General features: G+C 60.2%; 22 protein-coding genes. 9 read left to right on the top strand and 13 right to left on the bottom strand.

Going from position 1 to position 19,017, the window contains the following annotated elements; genetic code table 11:
• Nucleotides 1–66 precede the first annotated feature (66 nt).
• The 5 genes from ACR0KX_RS08590 to ACR0KX_RS08570 all read left to right on the top strand — a co-directional run bounded on the left by ACR0KX_RS08590 (nucleotide 67) and on the right by ACR0KX_RS08570 (nucleotide 5,066).
• On the top strand, nucleotides 67–1,116 hold the full coding sequence (locus tag ACR0KX_RS08590; RefSeq protein WP_170450187.1) for a methyltransferase domain-containing protein: 1,050 nt from the start codon (nucleotides 67–69) through the stop codon (nucleotides 1,114–1,116).
• A 122-nt stretch (nucleotides 1,117–1,238) separates the two neighbouring features.
• A complete protein-coding gene (locus ACR0KX_RS08585; RefSeq protein WP_480708397.1) occupies nucleotides 1,239–2,282 on the top strand; it encodes an ABC transporter ATP-binding protein in 1,044 nt (347 codons plus the stop codon).
• A gap of 112 nt (nucleotides 2,283–2,394) precedes the next feature.
• Nucleotides 2,395–3,177: a 5'/3'-nucleotidase SurE gene (surE, locus tag ACR0KX_RS08580; protein ID WP_170450190.1), complete on the top strand. Its 783-nt coding sequence runs from the start codon at nucleotides 2,395–2,397 to the stop codon at nucleotides 3,175–3,177.
• A complete protein-coding gene (locus tag ACR0KX_RS08575) occupies nucleotides 3,174–3,824 on the top strand; it encodes a protein-L-isoaspartate(D-aspartate) O-methyltransferase (protein WP_170621906.1) in 651 nt (216 codons plus the stop codon). Before surE ends, ACR0KX_RS08575 begins: the two co-directional genes overlap by 4 nt.
• A gap of 63 nt (nucleotides 3,825–3,887) precedes the next feature.
• Nucleotides 3,888–5,066, top strand: coding sequence for a peptidoglycan DD-metalloendopeptidase family protein (locus ACR0KX_RS08570; RefSeq protein WP_170621905.1), 1,179 nt, complete (start codon nucleotides 3,888–3,890; stop codon nucleotides 5,064–5,066).
• 64 nt (nucleotides 5,067–5,130) lie between these two features.
• On the opposite strand, the gene ACR0KX_RS08565 is transcribed toward ACR0KX_RS08570, so the two are convergent.
• Complete coding sequence (locus tag ACR0KX_RS08565) at nucleotides 5,131–5,802, bottom strand: helix-turn-helix transcriptional regulator (RefSeq protein ID WP_170621904.1); 672 nt, start codon at nucleotides 5,800–5,802, stop codon at nucleotides 5,131–5,133.
• A gap of 21 nt (nucleotides 5,803–5,823) precedes the next feature.
• Nucleotides 5,824–6,129, bottom strand: coding sequence for a hypothetical protein (locus ACR0KX_RS08560; RefSeq protein WP_170450198.1), 306 nt, complete (start codon nucleotides 6,127–6,129; stop codon nucleotides 5,824–5,826).
• A gap of 218 nt (nucleotides 6,130–6,347) precedes the next feature.
• Between ACR0KX_RS08560 and ACR0KX_RS08555 the strand changes: the two genes are divergently transcribed.
• The 4 genes from ACR0KX_RS08555 (at nucleotide 6,348) to ACR0KX_RS08540 (ending at nucleotide 8,860) form a co-directional block, all read left to right on the top strand.
• A complete protein-coding gene (locus tag ACR0KX_RS08555) occupies nucleotides 6,348–6,563 on the top strand; it encodes a twin-arginine translocase TatA/TatE family subunit (RefSeq protein WP_170450201.1) in 216 nt (71 codons plus the stop codon).
• A gap of 6 nt (nucleotides 6,564–6,569) precedes the next feature.
• Nucleotides 6,570–7,022 (top strand): Sec-independent protein translocase protein TatB, encoded by a 453-nt coding sequence (gene tatB, locus ACR0KX_RS08550; RefSeq protein ID WP_170621903.1) that lies wholly within the window; start codon nucleotides 6,570–6,572, stop codon nucleotides 7,020–7,022.
• Between the two features lie 2 nt (nucleotides 7,023–7,024).
• A complete protein-coding gene (gene tatC / locus ACR0KX_RS08545) occupies nucleotides 7,025–7,900 on the top strand; it encodes a twin-arginine translocase subunit TatC (RefSeq protein WP_170519024.1) in 876 nt (291 codons plus the stop codon).
• Between the two features lie 117 nt (nucleotides 7,901–8,017).
• Nucleotides 8,018–8,860 (top strand): ATP-binding protein, encoded by an 843-nt coding sequence (locus tag ACR0KX_RS08540; protein WP_170621902.1) that lies wholly within the window; start codon nucleotides 8,018–8,020, stop codon nucleotides 8,858–8,860.
• A gap of 62 nt (nucleotides 8,861–8,922) precedes the next feature.
• On the opposite strand, the gene ACR0KX_RS08535 is transcribed toward ACR0KX_RS08540, so the two are convergent.
• From ACR0KX_RS08535 to alr, 11 genes are all read right to left on the bottom strand, one after another.
• On the bottom strand, nucleotides 8,923–9,567 hold the full coding sequence (locus ACR0KX_RS08535; protein WP_170621901.1) for an SDR family NAD(P)-dependent oxidoreductase: 645 nt from the start codon (nucleotides 9,565–9,567) through the stop codon (nucleotides 8,923–8,925).
• Nucleotides 9,568–9,609: 42 nt separating this feature from the next.
• Nucleotides 9,610–9,858 carry a hypothetical protein gene (locus ACR0KX_RS08530; protein ID WP_170519017.1) on the bottom strand — a complete coding sequence of 83 codons (249 nt, stop codon included), beginning with the start codon at nucleotides 9,856–9,858 and terminating at the stop codon, nucleotides 9,610–9,612.
• A gap of 254 nt (nucleotides 9,859–10,112) precedes the next feature.
• Entirely contained in the window at nucleotides 10,113–11,636 is a 1,524-nt protein-coding gene (purF, locus tag ACR0KX_RS08525; protein WP_170621900.1) for an amidophosphoribosyltransferase, read from the bottom strand.
• Between the two features lie 637 nt (nucleotides 11,637–12,273).
• A complete protein-coding gene (locus ACR0KX_RS08520; protein ID WP_170519014.1) occupies nucleotides 12,274–12,864 on the bottom strand; it encodes a CvpA family protein in 591 nt (196 codons plus the stop codon).
• A 40-nt stretch (nucleotides 12,865–12,904) separates the two neighbouring features.
• Complete coding sequence (gene radA / locus ACR0KX_RS08515) at nucleotides 12,905–14,269, bottom strand: DNA repair protein RadA (protein ID WP_170519011.1); 1,365 nt, start codon at nucleotides 14,267–14,269, stop codon at nucleotides 12,905–12,907.
• Between the two features lie 120 nt (nucleotides 14,270–14,389).
• Nucleotides 14,390–15,169: a kinetochore Spc7 family protein gene (locus tag ACR0KX_RS08510; protein WP_480708280.1), complete on the bottom strand. Its 780-nt coding sequence runs from the start codon at nucleotides 15,167–15,169 to the stop codon at nucleotides 14,390–14,392.
• A gap of 151 nt (nucleotides 15,170–15,320) precedes the next feature.
• Nucleotides 15,321–15,773 (bottom strand): paraquat-inducible protein A, encoded by a 453-nt coding sequence (locus ACR0KX_RS08505; protein ID WP_480708278.1) that lies wholly within the window; start codon nucleotides 15,771–15,773, stop codon nucleotides 15,321–15,323.
• Nucleotides 15,770–16,399: a hypothetical protein gene (locus ACR0KX_RS08500; RefSeq protein WP_480708276.1), complete on the bottom strand. Its 630-nt coding sequence runs from the start codon at nucleotides 16,397–16,399 to the stop codon at nucleotides 15,770–15,772. Before ACR0KX_RS08500 ends, ACR0KX_RS08505 begins: the two co-directional genes overlap by 4 nt.
• Before the next feature lie 12 nt (nucleotides 16,400–16,411).
• Complete coding sequence (locus ACR0KX_RS08495; protein WP_480708274.1) at nucleotides 16,412–17,158, bottom strand: ABC transporter ATP-binding protein; 747 nt, start codon at nucleotides 17,156–17,158, stop codon at nucleotides 16,412–16,414.
• Nucleotides 17,155–17,937: an MlaE family ABC transporter permease gene (locus ACR0KX_RS08490; protein ID WP_170621896.1), complete on the bottom strand. Its 783-nt coding sequence runs from the start codon at nucleotides 17,935–17,937 to the stop codon at nucleotides 17,155–17,157. The genes ACR0KX_RS08495 and ACR0KX_RS08490 overlap by 4 nt, the downstream gene beginning before the upstream one ends.
• Nucleotides 17,934–18,968 carry an alanine racemase gene (gene alr, locus ACR0KX_RS08485; protein WP_170621895.1) on the bottom strand — a complete coding sequence of 345 codons (1,035 nt, stop codon included), beginning with the start codon at nucleotides 18,966–18,968 and terminating at the stop codon, nucleotides 17,934–17,936. Before alr ends, ACR0KX_RS08490 begins: the two co-directional genes overlap by 4 nt.
• Nucleotides 18,969–19,017: the final 49 nt, after the last annotated feature.

Raw genomic sequence — 19,017 nt, 5'->3', positions numbered from 1 at the left:
GCCGGATTGCACCGGGCGCAGCCGTGCACTAGCTGCGGTGCAGCTGTTTGCGAAAGGAAAGCTGAGATGAAGCATGAATCGGTGCAGAACTATTATGGCGAAGTGCTGCAAAGCAGTGCGGATCTGCAAACCAATGCCTGCTGCACACCGGATGACATGCCGGATCACCTCAAGCGTATCCTGTCCAAACTGCACGATGAGGTGCTGACCCGCTACTACGGCTGCGGCCTGATCGCGCCGCTGGATCTGGAAGGGATGAGCATCCTCGATCTGGGTTGCGGCGCGGGTCGGGACGTCTATGCCCTGTCCGCGATGGTGGGCGAAACGGGCCGGGTGGTTGGTGTGGACATGACACCCGAACAGCTGGATGTGGCCCGCGCGCATCAGGATTATCACGCCGAGGCATTTGGATACGCGGCTAGCAATGTCGAATTTCACCACGGCTATATCGAAAAACTTGACGAGCTAGACCTGGAGCCCGGTTCCTTCGACATCATTGTTTCGAACTGCGTCATCAACCTGGCAACCGACAAAGAGGCCGTTCTGCGGGGCGCGCATCGTTTGCTGAAAGAAGGCGGCGAGATGTATTTCTCGGACGTCTACGCCGACCGCCGTATCCCGCAGGCGATGGCCGAGGATGAGGTTCTGTATGGCGAATGCCTGTCGGGCGCGCTGTATTGGAACGATTTCCTGTCGATCTCGCGCAAAGCAGGCTTTGGTGATGCGCGCCGCGTCACCCATCGCCCGCTGACCATCGAAAACCCGGTGCTGGAGCAGCGGGTTGCACCGCTGAACTTCCTGTCGGCCACCTATCGGCTGTTCAAACTGCCCGAACTGGAACCGGCCTGCGAGGATTACGGGCAGGCCGTGATCTACAAGGGCACCATCCCCAACGCGCCGCATCTGTTCGAGTTGGATGATCATCACGCGATTGAAACAGGCAAGGTCTTTCCAGTTTGCGGCAATACCTGGATGATGCTGAAAGACACGCGATTTGCGCGTCATTTTGACTTTATCGGCGATTTCTCGACCCATTATGGGATCTTCGACGGCTGCGGCGGCGAAAGCCCATTTGAAGCGGTTGGCGAGGCTGCATCGTCGGGCGGGTGCTGCTGATCCCTTGAACCTGCGGGGCGGGGTTGCTATCCCCGCCCAAGCCCGATGCTTTTGATCGGGAAAGGCAACGGGGTCCCTTGGTGACAGAAGACGCAACTCCTCCACGTCTGGAAATTCGCAATATGGTCCGCCGGTTTGAAGGGCGGGTCGTTGTCGATGACGTGTCGCTGACCATTCAGGCTGGGCAGGTGACGTGCCTGCTGGGGCCGTCGGGTTGCGGCAAATCCACCACCTTGCGCATGATTGCCGGGGTCGAGATGCAGGACTCGGGCGAAATCTATGTCGATGGCAAGCTGATCTGCGACACGGTGTTCCGGGTGCCGCCCGAACGGCGTGAGATCGGGCTAATGTTTCAGGATTTTGCCCTGTTCCCGCATCTGAGCGTGGCCCAAAACGTCGCCTTCGGCCTGAAGGGCAGCAAAGACGAAAAACGCGCCCGGGTTGAGGAGTTGCTGCACAAAGTCGACCTGATGCGTTTCATCGATGGGTTTCCGCATCAATTGTCGGGGGGCGAACAGCAACGGGTCGCTTTGGCCCGCGCTTTGGCCCCACGCCCCCGGATCATGCTGATGGACGAGCCGTTCTCGGGCCTCGACAATCGTCTGCGTGACGGTATTCGGGATGAGACGCTGGCAATCCTAAAGGAAGAAGATGCCGCTGTTTTGCTGGTCACACATGAGCCTGAGGAAGCCATGCGTATGGCCGACGAGATTGCTCTGATGCGCCGTGGCAAGATCGTGCAGCAAGGTGCGCCCTACAATGTCTACACACGGCCAGCAGATAAGGCTGCGGTTGCCTTCTTTAGCGATGTCAATGTCTTGCGAGCGGAAGTTAACGGAGCCTTGGCGGAAACGCCTTTCGGTCAGTTCCTAGCCCCCGGCATCCCGGATGGCACCGATGTCGAGATTGTCTTTCGCCCACAACACATAAAGCTGGATTTCGACCGCAACGGCAAGGGGCCATCGCCCACCGTCACCGACGGAGTTGCAGCGCGTGGCACCGTCGAGCGTGCGCGCTTTCTGGGCAATGAAAGCCTGGTCGAGTTTCGTATGGACCACGACGGCTCGATCCTGAAAGTGACGGTGCCAAATGTGTTTGTGCCCAACTCTGGGCGCGTCATGTGGTTGACGATCCGCCGCGACCGCTGCTTCGTTTTTCCGGTCTAAGCTGCAATTTCCGCTAAAGTGGTGCGCGAAAGCCTCAGATTGCGTGCGCGCTTTGCTTGCCGCAATGCAAGGGCGGGTCTATCAAGGGCGAAACGTGGGGATGATCGGGCACATGCGTATTCTTTTGACCAATGATGACGGGATCAACGCGCCGGGTTTGATCACGCTTGAGGCGATTGCAAAGGATCTGGCCGGGCCGGATGGCGAAGTCTGGGTTGTGGCCCCGGCGTTTGAGCAATCAGGTGTTGGGCATTGCATCAGCTACACGCATCCGATGATGGTGGCTAAGCTTGATGAGCGTCGGTTCGCTGCCGAAGGCTCCCCGGCGGATTGCGTACTGGCGGGGCTGCATGATGTGATGCAGGGCACGCCGCCCGATCTGGTGCTGTCAGGGGTGAACCGGGGCAACAATTCGGCCGAGAATACGCTTTATTCCGGTACCATTGGCGGCGCGATGGAGGCGGCGCTGCAAGGCGTTCCAGCCATCGCCTTGTCGCAGTATTTCGGGCCGCGCAATCTGGGGCTGGGTGATCCGTTTGAGGCGGCGGCACGCTTTGGGGCCGATCTGGTACGGCGCATTCTGGACGCGACTCCCACTGAACAAAGCGATTACCGTCTGTTTTATAACGTTAACTTCCCACCGGTTCCGGCGGATGAGGTTCTGGGCATCCGCGTCGCGCCGCAGGGCTTTCGCCGCGACACGCGGTTCTCGGTCGAGCCGCACAGCTCACCTTCGGGGCGGCGGTTTCTGTGGATCAAGGGCGGGTATCAGCACAACCCGACCGCGCCCGGCACGGATGCCGCGGTCAATCTGGCCGGGTATATTTCGGTCACGCCGATGCGGGCCGATCTGACGGCGCATGATGCGCTAGGGGCGTTGAAGTCGATCGAATGAGCGGACTGGACCCCGAAACCGTGATGCAGTTCCTGTTTGCCCTACGCAAACGGGGCGTGACAGATGCGCGCGTGCTGGCGGCGATGGAGCAGGTGGATCGGGGCCGCTTTGTGACCGGTCTGTTCGCGGACCGCGCCTATGAGGACATGCCGCTGCCTATCGCCTGCGGGCAGACGATCAGCCAGCCCTCGGTCGTTGGGCTGATGACGCAGGCGCTGGAGGTACGCCCCCGGGACACGGTTCTGGAGGTCGGCACCGGATCGGGCTATCAGGCGGCTATCCTGTCGAAACTCGCACGCCGGGTTTATACGGTCGAGCGGCACCGCCGGCTGGTCAACGAAACCGGTCAGTTGTTTCGCGATATGAGACTGACCAATGTGACCGCGATGTTGTCTGACGGCTCGTTTGGTCTGCCGGAACAAGCGCCCTTTGATCGTATCATCGTGACAGCGGCGGCCGAGGATCCTCCGGGCCCGCTCTTGGCGCAGCTTAAAATCGGGGGTATCATGGTGCTACCCGTAGGACAGTCGGATGCAGTGCAGCAGCTGATCAAGGTGACGCGCACCGAGGATGGACTGGATTACGACGAATTGACGTCCGTTCGTTTCGTGCCCCTGCTTGAGGGGCTGGGAAAGGACGAGGCATAACAGGTCTTAGAGTTTTGTCGCCAAAACCCCGGAGAACAGGGGCAGGTGTTGAGGATCGACGTGATGAGAGCAGTTTCCAAATCGGCAATGCGCCGCTGTGTTACCGGGGTCGCTGCCTTGGCAATTCTTGCCGGGTGCGAAGGGCCGCTGGATTATGACCTGCGGGGGCAGATCGGCGGGTTTTCGACCACCGGTGCCGCGCAAAGCGCCACGGCCAGCCGTCCGGCACCGGATGCGCGTGGTGTGATCACCTATCCGAACTATCAGGTCGCCGTGGCCCGCCGGGGCGATACCGTCCGCGACGTGGCCGCGCGTGTGGGCCTGCCCGAAGGCGAGCTATCGCGGTTCAATGGGTTGCAGACAACAGACAAGCTGCGCGAGGGCGAGGTCTTGGCTCTGCCGCGCTCGGTCGGGGCATCCAGCGGTGTCGATATCGCGTCAATCGCGGGCTCGGCCATTGATCAGGCGCCCGAGACGGGCTCGGTTCAGACTACAACGCTGGAACCGGCCAGAACCGCGTCAGCCCCGGCCCCAGTGCCCGCTGGGCCTGAACCGATCCAGCACAAGGTCAAACGGGGCGAAACAGCTTATACGGTATCGCGCCTTTATCAGGTTCCGGTTGAATCGCTGGCAGAATGGAACGGGTTGGGTCCGGATTTTGCGATCCGCGAAGGTCAGTACCTGTTGATCCCTGTCAAGAACCAGCCTGCGCCGCGCGCGGCTGCGGCGGCCCCGGCGGCTGAGGCAACCAACGTGACGCAACCGGGGCAGGGCTCGCCCACTCCGACACCCCCAAGCGCTACGCAGCCGCTGCCGGATGAACAGGTCGCACCGCTGACCGAGTCGCCCGAAGCTCCGGACGTTACTGCCGAAGCCCCCAGCAATACGGGCACATCGGCGCTGTCACTGCCGGTATCCGGCAAGATCATCCGGACCTATGAGAAGGGCAAAAACGAAGGCATCGATATCGCTGCCGCGCCGGGTACATCCGTTCAGGCGGCTGAGGCGGGGACTGTTGCGGCCATCACAGCAGATGCGGATCAGGTGCCGATCATCGTGGTCAAGCACAACAATGACCTGCTGACGGTCTATGCCAATGTAGATAATATTGCCGTCAAGAAAGGCGATCGGGTCCGGCGCGGGCAGAAGATTGCGGCACTGCGGGGCGGCGACAACGCCTATGTGCATTTCGAAGTGCGTAAGGGGTTCGAGTCGGTTGATCCCGAGCCATATCTGAAGTGACGTTGAATGGCCCGTTCCGGGCCATGCCTCCGGCGGAGGTATTTTTGGCCAGATGAAGCCGGGATTACGCGTTTGGGTCGTAGTCGCTCAGGCGTTTGCCGGGTTCATCTGTGAAGAGTTCCGGTTGGGGCGTGATGGATTCGATCAGGTCGATGCGGAAGACGCGAAAGCCTTCGCGTAGTTCGCACCATGCTGTAAGGGTCCAGACTCGGCCCCAGTATTCCATGTGCAGCGGGCGGATGATGCGGTCGGTCAGGGTGCCGTCGATGCGGCGATAGACGAGGTGCAGTTTCTGTCGTGCTTTGATGGCGGCGCGGATCGGGGCCATATGGGCCAGTCCGCGCGCGGCGTCAGCAAAGGGGTAGACCGCGAATTTCCAGGCATCCGCTTCGGCTACGACCTGCGTGGGCAGAACCGCGTCGATCTTTTCCGCCAGCGACTCGGCGGCTGATTTGAGGTCCGAGTCTGCAGCCTCGGCCACGATGGCCATGCCGAGGTTTAGGGCTTCGAGTTCGGAGGGTGTCAGGTTCAGCGGGGGCAGGGTGATCTGCTCGCGCACCATGTAGCCCACGCCGCGCTCGCCCTCGACCGGAACGCCCGAGGCGACCAGCGTATCCATGTCGCGGTAGATGGTGCGGACTGACACCTCGAGCCGATCCGCGATGTCCTGCGCGCGGTGCAGTTTGCCGTCGCGCAGGATCTGTATGATGTCGAACAGACGGTCAGTGCGGCGCATGACACGCCGATCTAACCGGGGTTACGCGGTCATGTTCCATAGCACAGTCTCATGGCGCATCTGGACGCTGTCGGGATTGATCACCGCCATCATGGCGGCGGCGCAATCCTGCTGCATGAATTGCGCAGCGGCATCTTGCGCGGCATTCATATCGGTCCAGACGACATAGTCGGTCCACCGGCCATCCTCGCCCTGGCTCAGCTGACGATGGGCAAAGCCGGGGGCCGACCGGACAAATGCCTCGGACGCCTGGCTGAGTTTCACGAACTCTTCCGCCGTGGTGCCATTGGCGAGGCTGAAGGTGACGATTTCCGCAACATGGGTCATTTGATTCTCCGTTGACCAGGTTTCGATGACCTCTGCCTAGTCCCTTACAACTGACATAAACCTGTCAGTTGAGAAATGCGAGCCCCATGAATCCATCCGATCACATCAAATTTGAGCACCAATTGGGGCCAGTTCCCTTTTGACGGGCAGGTTTGCGGCGTAAACACAGGCTCAGATCATATTCCGGGCGCACGGCGCCCAAGCAAAGGAGAAGAGACATGCTCAACAATATCGGCCTTCCCGGTCTTCTGCTGATTGCGGTTGTGGTGCTGGTGCTGTTTGGTCGCGGCAAGATCAGCTCGTTGATGGGTGAAGTCGGCAAGGGCATCACCGCGTTCAAGAAAGGCGTCAAGGACGGTTCGGAAGAGATCGAACAGGACGCGTCCGAGCTGGCCAAGGATGTCACGCCCGAAACCGAGAAAGACAAGGTCTAAGCGCAGATGTTTGATCTGGGCTGGACCGAGCTTCTGGTCATCGGCATCGTTGCGCTGATCGTGGTGGGGCCCAAGGACCTGCCGGTGCTGTTTCGCAATGTCGGGCGCTTTGTCGGCAAGGCGCGGGGCATGGCGCGCGAATTCAGCAGCGCCATGAACGAAGCGGCGGATCAGGCGGGTGTGAACGAGATCAAGAAGGGTCTTAATGCTGCGACGAACCCTGTGAACACGGCCATGGATGGTGTGAAACAGGCGGCGCAGGACATGGCCAAAAGCATCGACCCAACCAAATACGATCCCGACAGCGCAACCGGGAAACTGGCGGCCGAGCGGGCCGAACAAGCCAAGAAGGTTCAGGCCACGAGCGCCCGCGCCACGGCCGAGCGCAAGGCCAAGGAAGCCGCTGATGCGCTGGCCAAGGCGGAAGAGGCCGAAGCGGCGCTGAATTCCGAGAACTAGACATGAGCAAGACCGACGAAATCGAAGACAGCTCGGCCCCGTTGATCGAGCATCTGGCGGAACTGCGTACGCGGCTCATTCATTGCGTTGTGGCGTTTCTGGTCGGGATGATCATCTGCTTCACCGTGGCAACGCCGCTTTTCAACTTCCTGACGCACCCGCTGTGTGAGGTGCTGAACGAACGTGGGCAGGATTGCGGGCTGATCTTCATCTCACCGCAGGAAGGCTTCTTTGTCGCCATCAAGGTTTCGCTGCTGGGCGGGTTCATTCTGGCTTTCCCTTATATCGGAATGCAGATGTGGCGGTTCGTGGCACCGGGGCTGTATCGGTCGGAAAAGAACGCGTTTCTGCCCTTTATGGTCGCGTCACCCTTCATGTTCCTGCTGGGTGCTAGCTTTGCCTTCTATGTTGTCACGCCTTTGGCTTACGATTTCTTCCTTGGCTTCCAGCAGTTTGGCGCGGAAGGTGAGGCTGTGGTCGATGGTGCAACTGCTGCTCCGCTAAGCGTCGTGTTCCAGGGCTCGGCACAGGAATACCTGAACCTGACGATCAAATTCATTGTGGCCTTTGGGTTGTGCTTCCAACTGCCGGTCCTGTTGACCCTGATGGGCAAAGCCGGATTGGTCAGCGCCGAAGGGTTAGGTGCAGTGCGCAAATACGCGGTCGTGGGGATTCTGGTTCTGGCCGCGCTGGTGACGCCACCCGACGTGATCACTCAGGTCATCTTGTTCGTGGTCGTCTATGGCCTTTACGAAGTGTCGATCTTCCTCGTCGCCCGTGTCGAGAAAAAGCGCGAGGAACAACTGCGTGCCGATGGCTATTATGATGACGAAGCCGAAGCGGATGAAGAGATCATTCAGGAAGAAGAAGGCAAGTAACCTTCCCTGATCCCGGATAAAGGCGCGCCCCGGTTGGCGCGCCTTTTTCATTGCCGGCTCTTGTTGTGGCGGGCGGATCATGGTTTGAAACCGCCAGACCCTGACCCGGAGGCCCCGATGGACGATCAAGCCCTGAACCGTATCGCCGACGCGCTGAATCGCATGGCACCCGCCCCATTGGCCGCCCCGGATTTCAACCAGGCCCCGGCCTTTGTCTGGCATGTCGAGCCGGACCGGCTGGAGCCGGTGACGCAAGTCAACCGGGTCGATCTGGATCTGCTTGTGGGCATCAACCGCTCACGCGACACATTGCTGGACAATACGCGCCGGTTTGCCGACGGGTATAAGGCCAATAACGCCTTGCTTTGGGGGGCGCGGGGAATGGGAAAATCCAGCTTGGTGAAAGCGGTGCATGGCACGCTGCAGGCAGATCACCCAAACCTGAAACTGGTGGAATTGCAGCGCGAGGATATGGGCTCGGTCGCGCGCCTGCTGAACCACCTGCGGGCCGCGCCGCATCGGTTTATCCTGTTCTGCGATGACCTGTCCTTCAGCCATGACGACCAGCACTACAAATCGCTCAAGGCCGTGCTGGATGGGGGTATCGAGGGCCGCCCCGAGAATGTGGTTTTCTACGCCACCTCCAACCGCCGCCACCTGATGCCGCGGGACATGATCGAGAACGAACGCTCCAGCGCCATTAACCCGTCCGAAGCGGTCGAGGAAAAGGTCTCGCTCTCCGACCGGTTTGGCCTGTGGCTCGGGTTCCACCCCTGCGATCAGGACGAATACCTTGCCATGATCGACCGCTACTGCGGTGCCTACGGGGTTTCAGTCGACCCAGAAACCCTGCGCGCCGAAGCCATCGAATGGCAGGCCACCCGAGGCGCGCGCTCGGGCCGCGTCGCCTGGCAATTCTTCGTCGATCTCGCCGGGCGCAACGGCGTTCATATCGCCTGATCCCAGCTTCATCTGGCTAAAAATATCCCCGCCGGAGGCATGGCCCGGAACGGGCCATTCCCCTATAGCAGTGCCAAAATCCGCGCCGCCTCATCTGCCGTGTTGGTCAACACATCCCGATCTTCGCCGGGATGGAACCGAGCGCGCACGGCCGTCGGCATCGGCGCAGGTTCCACAATGGAAACCCGAGGGCCGGTGCGTTCGGTCTCGACCTGCCAACTGCGCGCCAGTGCCATCTGTGCGGCCTTTGTGGCCCCATAGATGCCATAGAATTTCTCACCCGCCTTGGGGTCGTCAAAGAACACCGCGTGACCGGCTTCACCCAGCAAAGGAGTTACATAAGGGATCAAGACCGAGGTGGCATTGGCGTTTGTGTTCATCGCCTTCGTCCACTCTTTCGGATCAACGAAATGCGCCGGCGTCAGGGCCGAGGTATGAACGGCCGTGTGCAACCAAAGATCCACCTTGCCCCAGCGATCGTGAATGCCCCGACACAGGGTTGCCATGGCGTTAGGATCGGTGATGTCCATGGGGGCAAGGGTAGCGGATCCACCCTTTGTCTTGATCCGGTCGTCCAGTTCTTCCAGCCCGCCGGTGGTGCGGGCAACGGCGACGATGTGATAGTCGGGGGCCAGCGCTTCGGCAAGGGCTGCGCCCAACCCGCGTGAGGCCCCGGTGATGAGGGCAATTTTGGTCTGATCGGTCATAGCAGCGGTTTGAACCCCATCGCGCAGGGCGTCAAGAGGGGGTTAGCCCCCCGGAATCGCGATCCGCCGGGTCTGGCCGCTTTGTCGCAGCATGATCCCATGTTCATCGATGGCAACAATGGTGCCCGAGCCGACCCGGCTGCCGGTCTTGACCTCTTTGACACGACCCGACGCCATACGCATCAGCGCGCGCAAATCGCTTTTGGGGCCAAAGATCCCAAGAACAGACACAGAGTTTTTCTTCAGCGCGCCCTTTTGGGTGGCCGCGCTTTTGACGGTGGCGTTGGACATGAACTGCGGTCAGGGCAGGGCCCGGACCCCTTTGGTGAGTGGTAGCAGAACGTTGGTTAACAAAGGCCAAAAGGGAACAAAAGACTGCCGCCGCGTCGCAGATTTCGGTGCAAAACACCGCGCCGCCGAAGCCTTTGCAAATCCAAAGGGTTCAACTTGGGGATGTGGCGGCAACTTTTCGTGATCGATTTTGCACCGACCCAAACCGCCCAAAACCCGGACCTGAACCCCTCAGCTTGATTCGCCTTCTGACCTCAGCCCGAGGCCAGCTTGGCCCCGTTCCACGACCCACCAACGACCTGCATGTCTTCGCGCTTTTTGCTGACCCGGCTGCTGTTTTCCAGACTGTCGAGGTAGTCGTCGCTGACGCTGCCGGTAATGTAATCGCCGTCAAAGCAGGAACAATCGAAGGCCTCGATCTCGGGGTTGCCTTCCTTAGCCGCCCAGACCAGATCGTCGAGATGCTGATAGAACAGGGCATCCGCGCCCAGTTCCTCGCGGATTTCTTCGATTTCTTTGCCGTTGGCGATCAGCTCATGCTTGGTGGGCATGTCGATGCCGTAGACATTGGGATATTTCACCGGAGGCGACGCGCTGGCGATATAGACCTTTTTGGCCCCGGCCTCGCGGCACATCTGCACGATCTTCTTGATGGTATTGCCGCGCACAATCGAGTCGTCGATCAGCAGGACATTGTGATCCTTGAACTCAAGCGGAATGGCGTTCAGCTTGCGGCGGACGGATTTCTGGCGTTCCTCCTGACCGGGCATGATGAATGTCCGACCGACATAGCGGTTCTTCACCAGACCTTCGCGATAGGGAATGCCGGTGATCTTGGCAGCCTCAAGCGCCACGGGGCGGGCGCTGTCGGGAACCGGGATGATCCGGTCAATCTCAAGCCCGGAATCCTGAATCTGCTTGGCCAGCGTTTGGCCCATGCGCATCTGGGTTTTGTAGACCGACACGCCATCCAGCAGTGAATCCGGACGGGCCAGATAGACATACTCGAAGATACAGGGTGTCAACTTGCCTTCGACCGCCTGGAATTCGTGCATGTTGCCGTCCAGATCGATCAGGATTGCTTCACCCGCGCCCAGGTCGCGCAGTTTCTTGAACCCGTTGATGCCGAAGGCCACATCCTCGGAGGCAAAAGCATAGTCATTGCCGTCCCCGTCGGTTTCGCGCACCGCCACCGACAGAGGGCGAATGCCGTACGGATCGCGGAAGGCCAGCATCCCGACTCCTGCAATCAGGCAGATGACGGAGTAGGCACCCTGCACCCGCTCCATCGTCATCTTCACGCCCGCGAAGATGTTGCGGATAGGTTCGACATTGCCGTTGACCTTGATCGCATCCGCCACCTTGTCAGCCAGCACGTTCAGCAGAATCTCGGAATCCGACGTGGTGCGCAGGTGGCGGCTGTATTTGCCGGTCACCTTCTCACGCTGCTCGGCGGTGTTGGTGATGTTGCCGTTATGGACCAGATAGATCCCGTAGGGCGCGTTCACAAAGAATGGCTGCGCCTCAGCCGCGCTGAGGGAACCTGCCGTCGGATAGCGCACATGGCCCATGCCAACCTTGCCCAGCAGGGTTTCAGCGTCCGTTGCGTTGAAGACGTCCTTGACCAGACCGTTGGCCTTTTTCTCGCGAAAAAACTCACCATTATACGTGACGATCCCCGAGGCATCCTGACCCCGGTGCTGCAGCATCAGCAGCCCGTCATAGATTTCCGCAAACACATCATGTGTCCGGCTTGCGATCCCCAAAATCCCACACATGTACGGGCTCCAATTTCTATGACGTTGTGACGAGAGGTTTGACCGGCATGTGGGATCGGATGGCCTGCGCCAGACGCGGGATTGGGTGTGTTTCCAAAGCCAGATGGCCAATCATCGATGCGGCGCACGCAGATGAAAACACAAAGAACAAGACCGGCAGCTCCGATTCCGTGGCGGGTTGGCCCCCACATAATGCCTTAGAACGCGCCTGTCATCAAAGGATCACAAATACACAATGCCGCAGGTGGGATTTGTGCAACCGTGATCCGGGGCCAAGGCTGATGACATATGATTTCATTTATGCTGACATGGCGGAAAGGGCGCGAAAACCAGGGGATATAGCGGGCAGGGGGCTTCTATGTGGCAAAACAGGGCACCATCGAAGAAGGATGAAACACCCAAGCGGCGGTGCCATCGATGTCGCGGCATGGGGCGGGCACCCTGTCAGATCTGCAACGGCTCGGGCGAGGTCATCAAAAGCCGCGATATTCACGGCAAGCCGATCACCAGCCGCTGCGACGGCTGTTTCGGGCTAAAGACAATCCGATGCACTGTATGCGGTGGCGAGGGCTTCGTTTAGCTTGACACAAAAAAGCCCGGGCAGTGCCGGGCTTTCCGTAGACTGGTAAAGCAGCAATCAGTTGCCGGTGCTTTCAGCAGCAGGGGCCGAACCGTTCGAGGTGCAGCTTGCTACCAGCTCTTCATACTGCGCAGTGACCCAGCCCAGAGCGGCCTCGGGGTTCTGCTCTTCGATCTGCGAACTGAACTGTTCGAATACCTTGGCCGAGCGGCTTTCGTCCACGATTGTATAGGACTGGCCGGTCATGACCGTGTCGTAGACAAAGAAGGCGATGGCAACCAGCAGGATGCCGCGCGCGATGCCGAAGAAGAAGCCAAGCGCCTGATCCAACCCGCCCAGAGCGGAACGCTGCACCAGTGACGAGAACAGCGGTGTGAAGATGCTGACCACGATCAGGGCGATGGCGAAAACGGCAGCGAACCCTGTGATCACCGACAATTCGCAACTGTCGCGCAGGAAGTCTCCGACAACGGGGATTTCTTTGACCAACGGCACGGCCTGCGGCGCAAAGATGAATGCAAGGACTGCCGCCGCGACCCAGCCTGCGATGGCCAGAACCTCGCGCATGAAACCGCGCGAATAGGCCAGCAGACCTGACAGCACGATGATCAGGGCCACAACCCCGTCAATTATTGTAAAACCTTCCATGGCCCTCGCCTGTTCTTTTTCTGCCCCTCGCGGCGCGACTTTAACCTGCTCCGAAGGTTTCGCCAACAAACCCAACCAAATCAGAGGGCCGGGTGAGTGTCAGACCTGCCACAGTACCGGTTTTGCCGCCTGCCGGAGCGATAGCCGACGTGAAACCAAGTTTTTGGGCTTCTTTCAACCTGTTTTCGGTCTGCGGGGCCGGTCTAAGTGCCCCGGATAGAGAGATTTCTCCGAAAACCACCGTGTCTGCGGGCAGGGCAGTGTCTTCGCGCGCACTCAGCAACGCGGCGGCAACGGCCAGATCGGCGGCGGGTTCGCCGATTTTCAGGCCTCCGGCGACATTCAGATAGACGTCCAGGCCAGTGAACGGAACGCCGCATCGCGCCTCGAGCACGGCAAGGATCATCGCCAGACGCCCGCTGTCCCAGCCCACAACCGTGCGGCGCGCCTGCGAATGGGGCGAGGGGGCTACAAGCGCCTGCAATTCCACCAGAACGGGGCGGGTGCCTTCAATGCCTGCAAACACGGCGGAACCGGGGCTGGGCGTGCCGCGTTCCGACAGGAACAGGGCCGACGGGTTTGTAACCTGCGCCAGCCCTTTTCCGGTCATCTCGAAGACGCCGATCTCATCAGCGGGGCCAAAGCGGTTCTTGACCGCGCGCAGGATGCGGAACTGGTGGCCGCGCTCGCCCTCGAAATAGAGAACCGTATCAACCATGTGTTCCACGACTCGAGGGCCCGCGATCTGACCTTCTTTGGTGACGTGACCGACCATGATGATCGATACGCCATGTCGTTTCGCAAACGTGGTCAATTCATGCGCGGCAGCCCGGACTTGTGACACCGAACCCGGTGCGCTGTCCACATTGTCGGCCCACATTGTCTGAATCGAGTCGATAATGGCGAGGCCCGGTTTCTCGGCCTCAAGCGTTGTAAGGATGTCGCGCAGGTTGGTCTCGGCGGCCAGTTGGACGGGCGCATCTTCCAGCCCCAAACGGCGGGCGCGCATTCGGACCTGCGCGCTGGCTTCCTCGCCCGAGACATAGATGGTTTTGACGCCCGCGCGGGCGAACCGCGCGGCGGCTTGCAGCAGAAGGGTGGATTTGCCGATGCCGGGATCTCCGCCGACCAGCAGGGCCGATGCGGGGACCAGGCCGCCGCCCAGCACCCGGTCCAACTCGTCCACCCCGCTGAGTGTACGGGGTGGCGGTGTCTCCTCGGTCGACAAGTCCGTGAGTGCGATGGACGTGCCCCGCTTGCCGCCGAGGGATTTCTTGGCCGGACCCGCCGAAAGCGGCACGTCCTGGGTGATTGTGTTCCATTCGCCGCAGGCGTCGCAGCGGCCGGACCATCTTGTATGCGTGGCACCACAGGCCGAGCAGGAGAAGGAAGTCGTCTTTGCCATGTGGCCTTTGGTGCCCGAGGATGGGCGGTTCTTCAAGCCCTTGCGGGCTTTCATCCCCGCCGGTGGCACGCTGCGGGCTCAGGCCCGACGGGCCATCCCCCGCAGCGGGCGCTGACGCGCCTATTCCGCCGCCCGAGGGGGGGACATTGCGATGACGCTGGACGCGCTTGGATCGCTGTCATCAGGGGGGGATTGCAATTGGGCGGAAAGTTCCGGCAGCAACTCGAACAACTCGTCCCGCAGGCGGCTTAGTTGGGATTTGGCGATGGATTCCTCGATTTCGATATCGCGGGTCCATTGGCTGAGCTCGTGCAGGATGGTCTGCGCATCCTCAATCCGCTTCTGAAACAACTCAACCTCTTCCTGCCGCTGTTGCAGGAAGGTGCGGGCGCGTCTGACACGATCCTCGCCATAGGTTTCGGCCAGTTCCTGACTGACCTGGCTCATCTGGGCCGCGGTTTCCAGAACTTCAGGTTCCAGCGCTTGAAGGTCGGGGTGATCCCGCAGAAAGGCCATCCGTTCCTTCACCGCGTCGAATTCCGAGGCCAGCGCAAACGCCCCGCTGCGGTCTGCGGCATGGGCCACCTGATAGGCATGGGCGATGTCCTCCATGTTCAGCGAGAACTTCCGGTGCGCGTTTTCCAGCGCCATCATCCGCGCGTTTGAGGGCAAATAGAAGGCCAGCATGAGAATCAGGCAGGTCAACCCGATCTGGATATAGACGCCCGCATCGATGGGGCCGCCGACAAATCCGGCCTGCATCGACAACCACGGCCAGACGCCGAGCGCGGACAGCGATGTAGCGACAACTGCGCCAAGCGCTGCGGCGCAAATCAGGAAAAAAGTCAGTCTTAAAACGGCATTCTGAAATTGCAATGTAATGTTATGGAGCGCGGCCATGATAGTCCTTCTCCTTTTCAAACCGGTACACACCGGGCCGAAGCGGAGGGAAAGATCAAACACGCAAGGTGATCCGCTGCGGACCCGTAAACGACAAAAAACTTTGCTGCTCGAATACTAAAATGATACTCAGATTAATGTTTTCAATCAATTAGGTCTGAGGATTTCGTGAACTGGATGTCATCTCGGTAATATAGCCGAGCGCCAGAGAGGCCAGAATGCAGGCGGTGAACAGGTACAGGCCCCAAGCGGTTTCGATGGTGGCGTATGAGATGCCCTTGGCCAGCGTGATATAAAGCGCGATCAGGAAGATGTCGGCCATTGCCAGTTTGCCGAGGATGTTCAGTGCGGGTTGTAGCCGAGCATCCATCAGGTCCCATTGGATCAGCGCGGTGCCGATGGTTTTGACGTAAGGCGCGACGAGGGCGAAGATTGTGACGACCAGCGCGAGGAAGACGTCGGATTTCCAAAGCGACTGGAGGCCGGTGATGACGCTGATCTCGCTGAGGCCAAAGATGGGGAGGAGACCGGCGCGCATCAGCGGGGCGAACCACGCGATGGGGTAGAGGATCAGGAGCGAGAGGGTGGCGAGGCGGAGGGTCATTCCTCAGATTCTTCATCTGGGGCGGGGAGACGTTTTACTTCGTCGGGTGCCGGAATCTGATCATACTCCTTCGATCCGGCACGCGCGATTTGCGATACTTCCTTCATGCGCTTAGTTAGAGGTTCGATATCTTTTCCAAATTTCCCTAGCGTCTCTCCAACGTCAGATACCCCAGCTCTAACTATATCCAGCAGCCCGTCGGGTTGTTCAACTTGGTGCTCGATTCCCGCAATGCGGTTGAGCAGGCGGCGTTTGTGAGGTTGATCAAAAATCTCGGTTGCTAAGACAATTTTCCTCATCTCTGAGCATAGTTCCAAAACTCGCTGTTTGTCTTCTTTCTTCAAACTGAATCGCGGAGCTAGTTCCGCGTCTAGATGGCTTTCTTGAGGCTGCTGGAAGCTTTCATTTAAGCCTTCGAGGTAGCCAAGCACTCTTTCCATTTCCTTGAGCGCGACATGATACTGACCGTCATCAACACTCGCATCGTATGCATCGTCCAGATTTTCTATTGCTGCTCGTGGTCCATCTTCCAGAGAGGTGGCAAATGCTTTAACTCTGTGGAGCAACCTCGTATTTGTTCGTTCTGACTCTACACAAAATGATAGTTCGCTAATTAGCTCATTCATGCCTAGTATCTCCTACCGCACCGCCTCAATCGGCCCTTCTGCACTCCCGCTGATGAACTGCTCCAGATACGGATCGCCCGAGGCGTCCATCTGGCCCACAGGCCCGGTCCACTGGATCACCCCGTCATGCAGCATCGCCACGTTGTCGGCAATCGCGCGGACGGAGCTCATGTCGTGGGTGATGGTCATGGCCGTTGCGCCCATTTCAGTCACGATTTCCCGGATCAGGTCGTTGATGACGCCGGACATGATCGGGTCCAACCCGGTGGTGGGCTCGTCGAAAAAGATGATCTCGGGCTCGGCGGCGATGGCGCGGGCGAGGCCGACGCGTTTCTGCATCCCGCCGGACAGTTCCGACGGGAAACGGTCGGCCACGTTGGATTTCAGGCCCACGCGGCGCAGTTTCTCGATGGCAATCTCGCGGGCGTATTCTGGCGGGCGTTTCAGCGGCCCGCGCAGCAGGCGGAAGGCGACGTTCTGCCAGACGGGTAGCGAGTCAAACAGCGCCGCGCCCTGAAACAGCATCCCGAACCGGGCCAGAAAGGCATCTCGGTCACCCTTTGTGGCGTCTTTGCCGTCCACATAGATCATGCCGCTGTCGGGTTTTATCAGGCCGAGGATGCATTTCAGCGCCACCGATTTGCCAGTACCCGAGCCACCGATGATGACCATCGAGGTGCCCTTGGGAATCTCAAGGTTCATGCCCTGCAGGACGTGGTTGTCGCCAAAGGCTTTGTGTACGTTCTCCATCCGGATCATAGCGAGAAGAACACCCCCGTGAGAACGAAGTTGGCGGCCAGGATCAGCACGGCGGCGGCCTCGACCGAGCCTTTGGTGGCGCGGCCCACGCCTTGCGCGCCGCGGCCCGAGGACATGCCGTAATAGCAGCCCATGATGGCCGCGATCATGCCGAAGGCGGCCCCCTTGACCAGTGATGAAACGATGTCGCGCGTCTCAAGGAAATCCACCGTGTTTTTCAGATAGGTCGCTGGGTTGAAGCCCAGGTTTTGCGTGGCAACCGTATAGCCGCCCATGATGCCGATCACATCGCCCACCGCGACCAAAGCAGGAACGGTGATCACCGCCGCCAGCACGCGAGGGGCGGTCAGGTATTTCATCGGGTGGGTGGACAGCGTGACCAAAGCGTCAATCTGTTCGGTCACTTTCATGGTCGCGATTTCTGCGGCGATGGACGAAGTCACGCGCGCGGCGATCATCAGGCCGACCAGTACGGGGCCAAGTTCCCGCACCATGCCGATGGCGACGATCTGGGGGACCACGGCCTCGGCATTGAAACGTGCGCCGCCGGAATAGATCTGTAGGGCCAGCGCGCCACCGGTGAAGATTGCGGTCAGGCCTACCACGGGCAGGGACAGCCAGCCGATATTCAGCAATGCCATGGCGAATTCGCGCGGGTAGAAGGGCGGTCGAAAGATATGCGACACCGCGTCCAGCGCGAATAAGGCGACGCGTCCGAACGCAGCCAGCATGTTCAGGACCGCGCGGCCCAATCCGCCAAGCATCAGAATGGGGTTCATTCCACGTAACCCCGCGAGTACCTGCGGCCCAGTGACGTCAGAATTTCATAACCGATCGTCCCTGCGGCCTCGGCCAGATCATCCACCGTCTGATGGCCGTTCAGGATGCGCAGGCGTTCGGGGTCCTGCGGCAGGTCGGTGACATCGACGGTGATCAGATCCATCGAGATACGGCCCACGACCGGGCAGGGCTGATCGCCCGAAAACGTATCAATGCCGCCGCCAATCGCGCGGTGCAGTCCGTCCGCATATCCCGCCGCCACTGTGGCGATGCGCGATGGACGCCGGGCAGTCCAGCTGTTGCCATAGCCTACGGATTCTCCGACTTCCACGGCGCGGACCTGAATGACCGGCAGATCAACCGTGACCACCGGCTTGGCCCCGGCAAAGGGCATGCCACCGTACAGGCCGACGCCCGGACGGCAGAAGTCGAAATGGAACTCGGGCCCCAGCAATGTCCCGCCCGTCGCCGCAAGCGAGCGCGGCGCGGTGACACCGTCCGTCATCTCGCGGAAGGTTTTCAACTGCTGCTGGTTCATCGGATGATCGGGCTCGTCCGAACAGGCGAGGTGGGACATCACGACCACCGGGTTCAGCGCCTCGGCCATGGGGCGCAGCTCGGCCCAGTCGGCGGGTTCCAGCCCCAGACGGTTCATGCCGCTGTCAAGCTGGATGCCGAACGGGTGATCGGGCAGGGCCTGCATATGGCGCTGGAACTGCTCGGCCGAGTTGATCAGCGGCGTCAGATCGTGATCGCGCAGCAGATCGGTGTCACCCTCCATATGGCCGGAAAACACGGCTACCATCGGCCCGGGGCCAACAGCCTCACGCACGGCGACGCCTTCCTCGGCGACGGCGACGAAAAACTTGCGCACGCCTTCCTCGGCCAGCGCGCCGCTGACGGGTCCGGCCCCCAACCCATAGGCGTCGGCCTTGACCACGGCGCCGGTTTCAACATTGGTCTTTGCATCCAGCGCCCGCCAGTTGCTGGCAACGGCCTGAAGATTGATTGTTAGTCGTGCTGTACTCATGCGTCGTTCATGCCATTGCGTCGTGGCAGGTCAAGGGGGTATCGGGCTT

It is taken from the genome of Ruegeria sp. BG5, assembly GCF_056538425.1.
The sequence above is the reverse complement of the archived record's forward strand: the minus strand, read 5'-3'. Positions and strand labels throughout refer to the sequence as shown.

Bases quoted from the DNA above. Each gene is read 5' to 3' on its own strand.
- ACR0KX_RS08560 (WP_170450198.1), bottom strand. From the start codon at position 6,129: ATGACCCATGTTGCGGAAATCGTCACCTTCAGCCTCGCCAATGGCACC.
- ACR0KX_RS08570 (WP_170621905.1), top strand. From the start codon at position 3,888: ATGAGAGCAGTTTCCAAATCGGCAATGCGCCGCTGTGTTACCGGGGTC.
- ACR0KX_RS08555 (WP_170450201.1), top strand. From the start codon at position 6,348: ATGCTCAACAATATCGGCCTTCCCGGTCTTCTGCTGATTGCGGTTGTG.
- ACR0KX_RS08530 (WP_170519017.1), bottom strand. From the start codon at position 9,858: ATGTCCAACGCCACCGTCAAAAGCGCGGCCACCCAAAAGGGCGCGCTG.
- tatC (WP_170519024.1), top strand. From the start codon at position 7,025: ATGAGCAAGACCGACGAAATCGAAGACAGCTCGGCCCCGTTGATCGAG.
- ACR0KX_RS08535 (WP_170621901.1), bottom strand. From the start codon at position 9,567: ATGACCGATCAGACCAAAATTGCCCTCATCACCGGGGCCTCACGCGGG.
- ACR0KX_RS08540 (WP_170621902.1), top strand. From the start codon at position 8,018: ATGGACGATCAAGCCCTGAACCGTATCGCCGACGCGCTGAATCGCATG.
- alr (WP_170621895.1), bottom strand. From the start codon at position 18,968: ATGAGTACAGCACGACTAACAATCAATCTTCAGGCCGTTGCCAGCAAC.
- ACR0KX_RS08590 (WP_170450187.1), top strand. From the start codon at position 67: ATGAAGCATGAATCGGTGCAGAACTATTATGGCGAAGTGCTGCAAAGC.
- ACR0KX_RS08490 (WP_170621896.1), bottom strand. From the start codon at position 17,937: ATGAACCCCATTCTGATGCTTGGCGGATTGGGCCGCGCGGTCCTGAAC.
- surE (WP_170450190.1), top strand. From the start codon at position 2,395: ATGCGTATTCTTTTGACCAATGATGACGGGATCAACGCGCCGGGTTTG.
- ACR0KX_RS08585 (WP_480708397.1), top strand. From the start codon at position 1,239: ATGGTCCGCCGGTTTGAAGGGCGGGTCGTTGTCGATGACGTGTCGCTG.
- ACR0KX_RS08520 (WP_170519014.1), bottom strand. From the start codon at position 12,864: ATGGAAGGTTTTACAATAATTGACGGGGTTGTGGCCCTGATCATCGTG.
- tatB (WP_170621903.1), top strand. From the start codon at position 6,570: ATGTTTGATCTGGGCTGGACCGAGCTTCTGGTCATCGGCATCGTTGCG.
- ACR0KX_RS08575 (WP_170621906.1), top strand. From the start codon at position 3,174: ATGAGCGGACTGGACCCCGAAACCGTGATGCAGTTCCTGTTTGCCCTA.
- purF (WP_170621900.1), bottom strand. From the start codon at position 11,636: ATGTGTGGGATTTTGGGGATCGCAAGCCGGACACATGATGTGTTTGCG.
- ACR0KX_RS08510 (WP_480708280.1), bottom strand. From the start codon at position 15,169: ATGGCCGCGCTCCATAACATTACATTGCAATTTCAGAATGCCGTTTTA.
- ACR0KX_RS08505 (WP_480708278.1), bottom strand. From the start codon at position 15,773: ATGACCCTCCGCCTCGCCACCCTCTCGCTCCTGATCCTCTACCCCATC.
- radA (WP_170519011.1), bottom strand. From the start codon at position 14,269: ATGGCAAAGACGACTTCCTTCTCCTGCTCGGCCTGTGGTGCCACGCAT.
- ACR0KX_RS08495 (WP_480708274.1), bottom strand. From the start codon at position 17,158: ATGATCCGGATGGAGAACGTACACAAAGCCTTTGGCGACAACCACGTC.
- ACR0KX_RS08565 (WP_170621904.1), bottom strand. From the start codon at position 5,802: ATGCGCCGCACTGACCGTCTGTTCGACATCATACAGATCCTGCGCGAC.
- ACR0KX_RS08500 (WP_480708276.1), bottom strand. From the start codon at position 16,399: ATGAATGAGCTAATTAGCGAACTATCATTTTGTGTAGAGTCAGAACGA.